3 protein-coding genes are annotated in these 9,198 nt (G+C 73.0%); all 3 read right to left on the bottom strand.

Features of this window, described 5'->3' with window-relative positions; genetic code table 11:
- Positions 1–11: 11 nt before the first annotated feature.
- Entirely contained in the window at positions 12–1,109 is a 1,098-nt protein-coding gene (locus BUE44_RS21675) for an alpha/beta hydrolase (protein WP_073500623.1), read from the bottom strand.
- The gene (locus tag BUE44_RS21680; protein ID WP_073500624.1) at positions 1,106–3,604 is read right to left on the bottom strand and encodes a thioester reductase domain-containing protein; all 2,499 of its coding nucleotides are present in this window, start codon (positions 3,602–3,604) and stop codon (positions 1,106–1,108) included. Before BUE44_RS21680 ends, BUE44_RS21675 begins: the two co-directional genes overlap by 4 nt.
- Positions 3,597–9,198 (bottom strand): HAD-IIIC family phosphatase (locus BUE44_RS21685; RefSeq protein WP_143172543.1); only part of this gene is annotated, 5,602 nt, incomplete at its 5' end. The genes BUE44_RS21680 and BUE44_RS21685, both read right to left, overlap by 8 nt.

Here is a 9,198-nt window from a genome sequence, read left to right on the forward strand (position 1 = left end):
GTCGAGCGCCGTCACACCGGGGTTCCCGCGGACCGGCACTCGTCGAGGAAGTCCACGATGTGACCGAACACGTCCAGCGCCGCGTTGCGGCCGATGAAGGTGTCGAGGTGGCCGTACCCCGGCACCTCGACGTAGCGGACGTCCATCTCCGGGTACCGGCGCGACAGGACCTCGCGGCAGAGCTGGTTCGAGTCGTACCAGAAGCGGTTGTCGCTGCCGGACAGCAGCAGCAGCGGGGTCTCGAACTTGCCCGCGTTGTCGAGCGCGTTCTTGGGCAGCGCGTCGTACCGCCCGTCGGCGTCGTTGTACCGCATCACCGTGTGCGCCAGTTCGATGCTGCGCAGATGCGGCAGGATCCACATCGGCACCGTGCCGTACAGGTAGGCCAGGCGGTCATGGGTGGCGTCGTCCAGATGGTCGTGGACGAAGAGCGAACCGCCCACGCCCCAGGAGTCGTTCTGCAGGATCTGGCAGTTGGGGTCCTTGCACTCGGCGCCGAGCGAGACCTCCGCGAAGATCAGCGAGTGCTTCGACCACATCCCGACCTTCTTGAAGTCGGTGGGAATGTTGACGAGGCGGGAGCGGAGCAGTTCCCCGCCGAAGTGCAGCCGCGCCCGCGTCTTCCATGACATCTTCGGCGTGAGGAACACCCCCTGCGCGACGACGCCGGCCAGGCCGGGCACGAGGCCGGCCGCCATGCTCAAGGACAGGCACATCGCGCCGATGCAGTGGGCGACGACCAGCAGTTGGCGGTTGCCGATCCGCTTCCTGACCAGGGACACCGCCTCGGGGATGTCGTAGAGCGCCACGTCGTCGAAGGTGTAGCGCACCCGGCCCTCGTTGTACGGCAGGCGGCAGCTGCCCCGCCAGTCGAGCAGCCAGGGCTCGTATCCCGCGTCGAGCAGGACATCGGTGAGGTTGCGGGTCTCGGGCAGCGTGAACATGTCCGCCGAGGCGGTGAGACCGTGCAGGACGAGGACGGCCGGGCGGTCGGCGGAACCGTCCTCGGGAGCGATCCGGCACAGACCCAGTTCCGTGCCGTCGGAGGCGGTCAGGGGTATGTCCTCGACCCGGTCCCCGTATGCGTGGTGCAGGGGCCTCAGCGTCATCGGGTCTGCTCCCTCTTGATCATCAGCTTCCTGATCTTGTGCTGCAGCCTGTCCTTGTCCCGGTCGATCGCGTCTCGGCGCAGATCGAGGAGTTCGGCGGCCATCCGCAGGGACGGCTCCGCGAGACCGATGCCCACCTGCACGAAGAACCACGACAGCCAGGTCAGCTTGGCGAGCCGCTGCTCCTGTGACGACAACCGCGGATCGACCCGGATGCCGTCTATCTGGTCCGGGACGAAGCTCTTGCCCGGCACCCTGACGACACCGGCCAGGCTCGCCGGTTCTCCTTCGCGCCCGATGGTGACCTCGATGGTCCGGGTCTGCTTCCAGAAGTCGCGGCCGGCGCGGGCGGTCTTCCAGCCCTCCAGCCACCAGCGGCCGTGGTCCCGGTCCACCAGGACCATCCGGTAGCGCAGCAGCGGGTGGTCGCCGCCGTGCCGCAGCGGGACGCCCTCGTCGGGCCGTACCCAGATCTCGCCCGTCTCCACCCTGAGCGGCTCCCTGTGCAGCCGCTCGCACGCCACCTCGCCCCGGACGTCGATCCTGCGGTGCCGTACGACCTGGTACATGCTCGCGATGGACAGCGTGAGGGCCATACGGCACCTGGTGTCCCGGTCCTCCCCGATCGGGCCCACGTGTCCCTTGGTCCGCTCCCGGAAGGAGAGGTAGGGCGCGTCCTCGGGGCTGGGGAGCCGCGCCACGCCGTTCTCCGCCATCCGCTCGAACGCCTTCAGCTGGGCCTGGGCCCCGTACCGTTCGGGCATCGGCAGCCGGTGCCGGTGGACGAACCGCTCGGTGCGTTCCATGCCGGCCTCGGGGCCGAGCATCAGCGCCTCGAACAGCTTCATCGCGGTGGGGCTGCGCAGGATACGGATCAGGAAGTCGAGCTCGGGCACCGGCTCGGCCGTGTGCCGCTGGATCAGGTCGTCCCGCCAGTCGCGCCAGTCGGCCACTCCCACGTTCATGCCGGCCAGCTTCATGTCGTTGACCAGCTCGGGCAGCGTCTCGGCGCGACCCGTCAGGTGGTAGTTCTGGCCCCATGCGGAGGGGTCGAACACCACCGCGGCCATCACTTTGCTGATCCAGTCCACCGGCGCCAGGTTCATGGACCTGAAGGCCGGGACGGTCCGGTACCGGGAGAACGCCCCGATCAGCCCGGTGCTGAGGTCGCGCGGGTTGTACACGCCGGTACGGGTGTGGCCGGCGATCGCCCCCGGGCGCAGGATCGTCACGCTGAGCCCGTGTTCGCGGGCCCGTCGCAGGACCGCCTCGGCGGCCCACTTCGACTTGTCGTAGCCCGCGAAGAGACGGTCGATGTGGGCGACCGGGTCGTCCTCGCCCATCTTCTCGATGCCCACCTCGTTGAACACGGCGACCGACGACACGTGGTGCAGCGGCTTGGGGCGTCCCGTCATGGCCAGCTCGGCGAGCGCCAGCGGACCGAGCACGTTGGTCTGCCGCAGCGAGGGGTAGCCGCGCAGGAAGTCGACGGCTGCGGCGACGTTGACGATCGAGTCGATCTCCTGGGCCAGGGCCGCCCAGCGCTCGCCGGACAGGCCCAGGTGCGGGCGCCTGAGGTCGGCCGCCAGTACCGTGACCCGCCGCCTGACCTCCGACGACCAGGGCTGCTCGAAGCTCCTCAGGGCGTCGGCCAGGCGCCGTTCGGCGGCGTCGTCGTCCGCGGCGCGCACCAGGCACACCACATGGGCGTCTGCCTGCCGCAGCAGGTCGAGCAGCAGGTGGCTGCCGAGGTAGCCGGTGGCGCCGGTGAGCAGGATGCGGCGTGGCACCACGGGCTCGGCCTGGCGGCTGAACGGCAACCGGTCGGCGAGCGCGAGGTCGGAGAGGATCGTCTCCAGGTCCTCGTCCGCCGTCCCGGCAGAGCCCCGGACGACGACCGGGGCGATCGCCGGGGAGGCCTGGCCCGTGGCCGGGGGTGCGGCGGACGCGGCGGGCACGACGACCGGCGCCGGGTTGGCGGAGGCGGCGGTCGGCGAGGAGGCGTCCGCCGAGGGGGTCTCCGCCGAGGAGTCCGGCACCACCGCCGTGGGCAGTCCGGCGGCCTCGGCCCACCGCTGCGCGAGGCGACGCGGGCGCGCGTCGGCGAAGAAGTCGTCCAGGCTCACCCGCACGTCCAACTCGCGCGCCATGACGGCGAGAAGCTCGACCGCGTCGACCGACGACAGGCCTGCGTCGAACAGGTCGGTCTCGGCGTCGGGGGTGCTCCCCGCCAGGAAGCGGGCGGCCCGGGCCGCGATGCCCACTGCGACCTCGCCGACACCGGGGGGTGCCGCGGCCGCGGCGGCCTCCGCGTCACGGGAGGTCGCCGCCAGCCCCGTGTCGGGTGCCGGGCCGGCCCGCTCGGCCGACCGCCCGAAACGCGCGAGCAGGTCGGACGCCTGGGCGCGCCCAGGGCGGCGCCGCTCGATCACCTCCTCCTCGGGTCGACGGCCGACACCGCGGTTGCGGCTGGTGCCGCTGCCCGCCTCAGGCATTGCTGACCTCCACTGCGTTGGCCGATCCGGTGTCCCAGGAACGGAACTCCCTGAGTTGTGCCACTTCCACCACCGCCTCCAGGCGCGGTGCCTCGACGTCACCGCCACCCAGACGCGAGACCAGGCGCCGGGCGGGAACGTTGCGGGGCGTGTGCTCCGCGATGAGGCGCACCGTGCCGCACCCGTACTCCTCGGCCCGGTCGGCCAGCCACCGCAGCAGCCGGTCCTCCACGCCGCGGCCGAGCACCCGGCAGCTCATCATCCAGGCGACGACTTCGAGCGTGTCCCCGTCGATCGTGACGGCCAGGACACCGATCTGCCCGTAGGAGCCGAACCGGTCGCGGGCGCCGGCCGTCCACACCTCGCCGTCCTTCCGCAGCCGCGTCAGCTCGGCGGCGTCCAGGGGCCGCGGCCGCAGGTTGAACTGGTTGGTGCGCCTGCTGAGTTGGATGATGCGCTCCGCCGTCTCCTCGGACGCCGGCTGGATGTCGAGTTCGAGCTGGAGGCTCTCCAGGAACTCGGCGAAGCCCATTGCGGCGCGGCTCTCCTCGCGCACCTGCTCCTGCCGGTAGAAGTCGGCCCTGGCGGAGTCCTCCGCCGTCGCGGCCCGCGGCACCATCGGCCACAACCGGCTGACGAAGCCGCCGAGTTCGTCCGCGCTCGGGCAGGTGACGCACAGCACGTCGGGCAACTGGGCGCGCACGGCGGCGATCTCGACCGGGTTGTCGTCGAGGAAGAGGAAGCTGTCGAGACCGAGCCGCAGATCGTCGGCGATCTTGGCGATCCGCGTCCATTTCGGCTCCCAGGCCGCGGAGATCGCGGCGAAGTGCTCCGCGCGCAGGGGACTGTCGGGCCGCTCGAGGATGTGGCGGACCGTCTCCTCGTCGTTGTTGGAGACCATGCAGAGCAGCACGCCGGCCGAGCGCCATTGCAGCAGCCGCCGGGCGAGCAGGGCGCGAGCCCCGGTGAAGTCGACGTGTTCGGGGCCGATCTCGCCGGCCACACCGCTCCACAGCGTCTCGTCCCCGTCCACGACGATCACCTTGGGCGCCCGGCGGCGTACCTTCCAGACGACGTCGGCCAGCCGCAGCGCCACGAGCGCCTGGAACTCCTCCTGGAAGGGCAGATGGGCCAGTTCGTCGGTGTGCGCGTCGAAGACGTCGGACACCGGGAAGCCCTCGTCCTCCCAGGTGTCCGAGGGCAGGACGGCGATCCCCGGCCGGTCCGCCAGGCGATCCGTCACCTGACGCTCCCACTCGCGCAGCCGTGCGTCGGCGGTGTGCTCCGGCAGGAACGCCACGACGAGCGGGGCGCGGGTGCGGTCGGCGAGGGCGTGCAGGGCGGCGGGGTACTCGGCGGCGAGTGCGGTGAGCAGCTCGCCGCCGTCGTCGCCGTCCGCGAAACGCGTCAGGTCGCCGGGCCGCAGAAGGACCAGGGCGGCGACGGTTGCCGGCTGGGCGAGGACGCCGCCCGGGTCGTGCAGGCTCGCCAGGACCTGGTGGTAGGGGGCCTCCACCACCGCGAAGGGGCCGCCCTCGACGCCGGCGTCCTCCAGGGCGACCGAGAGCATCGCCGGGAGGTTGCCCAGCGAGAAGGTGGCCGCGACGGCGACCTGCGGGCCCGGCCGGCGTTCGGCGGCCGCGTCCTGTGCCTCCGTCACCGAAAGGGGGGTGTCGGAGCCCTCGGCGAACTCGGCGGCCAGAGCGAGCCAGCCGCACGCCAGATCCGCGCTGCCGGCCTCGTCGAGGACGTCGGTGTTGTAATCGAGGCCGATCTTTCCGAGGCCCGGCATCACCGTGACCATCAGGTCGAGGTCGGAATAGCCGGTTCCTGCCGGGACGATGTCCAGACCCTCGGCGGCGCCTGCCTGCGGCGGCATGTAGTTGAAGTAGACCTCGACGAGGGGCGCGTCCTTGCGGTGGAGTCCCTGCTCCACCAGGGTCGACATCGCGTCGAAGAAGGTGACGCCGCGCTCCAGGACCCGGCTGAGCCGGGCGTCCGTGCGTCGCAGCAGGTCGGTGGGCGTGTCACCGTCCTCCACCTGGGCGGCGAACGGAATGGGCAGACCGAAGTACCCCACCGCGTCGAGCGCGCCGACATGCATGCGCGTGTCCACGGGGACCGCGAGGACGAAACGGTTGCGCTCGCGCAGCCGGGCGAGATACGCGGTGAGGGAACCGAGCCAGAAGGCGGCGGGTGTGATGCCGAGGCGCCTGGCCCGTGCCTCCGCCCGCTCCCGGAGGTCCGGTGGCAGCTCCGCCAGGTGCATGGCCGAGCGGAAGGACCGCTCGGCGGGTCGCGGACGGGCCTCCAGGTCCAGACGGCGGGCCCCGGCGAAGTCCTCGCGCCAGTCGTCCGGGGCGCCCAGCCGGTCCGCAGGCCCTGCTGCCTGGGCCCGCAGCAGCAGGTCGATGTCCTGGTTGGTGGCGTCGGCGGGTGGCTGGGCGCCGGACAGGCCCGCGCCCAGCCCGCCGGCCACCAGCATCAGCGAGGCCAGGTCGGATACCGCGTGGTGGGCGCCGAACACGAGGATCTGGCCGTCGGAGGGGTGGTCCACCAGCTCGAACCGCCACAGCGGGGCCCGGGTCAGATCGAACGGCGGCTCCATCAGCGCCCGCAGCCGCTCGTCCACGTCCACGTCCGTGTCCGCGTCCACCGGCGACCAGCGCAGCAGGTCCCCGTCGAGGGAGCGCCGGACCTCCAACTGCGGTCCGCCCTCGGCGTCCGGGACGATCGCGGTGCGCAGCGCGGCGTGCCGGCCGGCGAGCGACGTCAGCACCTCGGTGAGGCGCTCCCGGGTCGTCCGCGTGGTGAGCCGCACGGCGAGGCCGATGTGGTGGGTGACGCTCGGCGTACCGTGCTGCTCGGTGCGCAGCAGGCGTACGACGTCGGACGTGGCGGGATGGCGTACGAACTCCGGGACACCGGGGGCGTCTTGGCCCGCGTCGGTGCGGCCGGCAGCGGTCGCCTCCGGGCCGGTGCCCCCGGCGGCGCCCGCGATGAGCAGGTCGGCGATACTCCCGATGCTGCCGCCGTTGAACATCGCGCCGACGGGCAGGCTCTGCCCGAAATCCGACTCGATCAGGCCGCGGATCTGCATGGCCATCACGGAGTCGAGGCCCTGGCCGACAAGCGGGGCGCCGGTGTCGACCTCCGCGACGTCGAAGCCCATGGTGCCGGCGAACCGGTAGCGCAGCCGGTCCACCACGGCCTCGCGCGAGTCCGGCGCCATGCGCCCGGCTGCGCCGGCGGAACGCCCGGAGCGGGCCGTGGTGACGCGGCGGCGCGGCGGGAACAGGCCGGCGAGCAGCGGGGGCAGCAGGCCCGGGTCGGCGCCGCGCAGCACGGTCTCGTCGAGGGCGGCGGCCAGCAGCAGCCCGTCGCCCGGGTCCCGACCGAGAGCGGCGTCCAGGAGGCCGAGCCCCCGCTCGGTGCTCAGAGCGGCGACGCCACCGCGGTTGATCCGCTCCAGCTCGGCGTCACCGAGGTGCCCGGTCATGCCGGTGGCCTCGGCCCACAGGCCCCAGGCGAGGGAGAGACCTGGCAGGCCGGCACCGCGGCGCCGCTGCGCCAGTGCGTCGAGGAACGCGTTGGCGGCGGCGTAGGCACCCTGGCCCGCGCTGCCGAGCACCCCCGCGAGGGACGAGAAGACCACGAACGCGGACAGGTCCGCCCCCGCGGTCAGCTCGTGCAGGTGGACGGCGGCGTCGATCTTCGGCCGCAGCACGGCTTCCAGGCCGTCCGCGTCGATGGACTCGACGAGGGCGTCGCGGAGCACCCCGGCGGCATGGACCACGGCGGTGAGCGGGTACTCCTCCGGCAGCCCCCGTAGTGCCCGTTCGAGCTCGCCGCGGTCGGCCACGTCGCAGGCGAGCACGGTGACCCGCGCCCCGGCGGCGACGAGTTCGTCCCGCAGTGCCTCGGCGCCTTCGGCCGCGGGGCCGCGCCGGGACACCAGCAGCAGGTGCCGGGCGCCGAGCCCGGCGGCGTGCCGGGCCACCTGGGCGCCGAGCCCGCCCGTCCCCCCGGTGATCAGGACGGTGCCCGCGCCGAGAGCCGCGGCCGTGGCGTCGGCCGGTCCGCCCTGCTGGCGGTGCAGGGCGGGCACGTACCAGGTGTCCCGGCGCCGGACCAGTTCGGGCCGCTCCGTCCGCAGCGCTTCCCGGAGCACGGCATCGATGTCGTCCGGGCCCACTTCCTCGTCCGCGTCCGCATCGACGTCCAGGAGGACGACACGGCCGGGATTCTCGGCGCGAGCGGACCGGGCCAGTCCCCACACGGACGCGTGGGCGAGGTCGAGGGTCGTGCCGGGTTCCTCGGCACCGGTGAGCACGGCGTGGCGGGTCAGCACCACGAGGCGCGCCGAGGCGGGCCGGTCCCCGGCCAGCCACTCCTGCAACTCGCGGAGGGCGTCCCGCAGCACCGCCCGCGTCCTGGCTGCCTCGTCACCGGCGTGGTCCTGCCCGCCGCCGACCTTGAGCACCGTCACGTCCGGCGCGCTCGCCCGGCCGTCCGCCTCCGGAGTGTTCCGCTCAACGGCGTACGGCGACCAGGCGACGGACAGCAGCTCCCCGGTGGCGGGGACCGCGGTGGCGAGGTCGGCAGCCGTCATCGGGCGCACCAGGAGCGAGTCGATCCGGGCGACCGGCGCGCCGGACGGATCGGCGGCCTCCACCGTGAACGTGTCGTCGCCGGTAGGGGTGACGCGGACGCGCACCTCGTCCGCGCCCCGCGCGTGCAGGGTGACCTTCCCGAAGGCGAAGGGCACCGGGGTACGGCCGTCGAGTCCGTCCACGGCCGCGGCCTGAAGTGCCGCGTCGAGCAAGGCGGGGTGCAGGGCGAACCGCTGCGCGTCCTCGGCCTGCCGACCAGGCAGGGTGACCTGCGCGAGGATCTCCTCGCCGAACCGCCACACACCGGACAGGCCCTGGAACGCCGGGCCGTACTCGAGACCCGCGTCGGCCAACGTGCCGTAGTGGGCCGCGATGTCCAACCGCTCGGCGCCGGCGGGCGGCCACACGGCACCGCCCAGCGGACTGTCGCCGACGGGTGCCGCGGTGCCCACGGCATCGAGGACGGCGCTGGCGTGGTGGGTCCAGCCCGCCACGCCGTCGGCACTACTCGGCCGGGAGTGGACCTCCAGCGGGCGCCCGGTGCCGTTCGCGGCCCCGATCCGCACCTGGATGTCCACCTCCCCGCGCTCGGGCAGAACGAGTGGCGCGTGCAGTGTCAGTTCCTCCAGCACCTCGCAGCCGACCTCGTCAGCGGCCCGCAGTGCCATCTCCACGAAGGCCGTACCCGGCAGGAGAACAGCGCCATGGACAGCGTGGTCGTCAAGCCACGGATGAGTGGTCCGGGAGATGCGCCCGGTCAGCACGGTGTCGTCACTGCCCGCCAGTGAGATGGCGGCGCCGAGCAGCGGGTGCCGCAGTGTGCGCTGGCCTGCGGAGCCGACGTCTGCCGTGGTGGTGTTCGGAAGCCAGTAACGGTCCCGCTGGAATGCGTAGGTGGGCAGTTCCAGGAGCCGTGCGCCGGTGATCCACGGCGACCAGTCGACGGGGATGCCCGCGATGTGGATCTCGGCGAGACTCCGC

The organism is Actinacidiphila paucisporea (assembly GCF_900142575.1).
Taxonomy (GTDB): domain Bacteria; phylum Actinomycetota; class Actinomycetes; order Streptomycetales; family Streptomycetaceae; genus Actinacidiphila; species Actinacidiphila paucisporea.

Bases quoted from the DNA above. Each gene is read 5' to 3' on its own strand.
- BUE44_RS21680 (WP_073500624.1), bottom strand. From the start codon at position 3,604: ATGCCTGAGGCGGGCAGCGGCACCAGCCGCAACCGCGGTGTCGGCCGT.
- BUE44_RS21675 (WP_073500623.1), bottom strand. From the start codon at position 1,109: ATGACGCTGAGGCCCCTGCACCACGCATACGGGGACCGGGTCGAGGAC.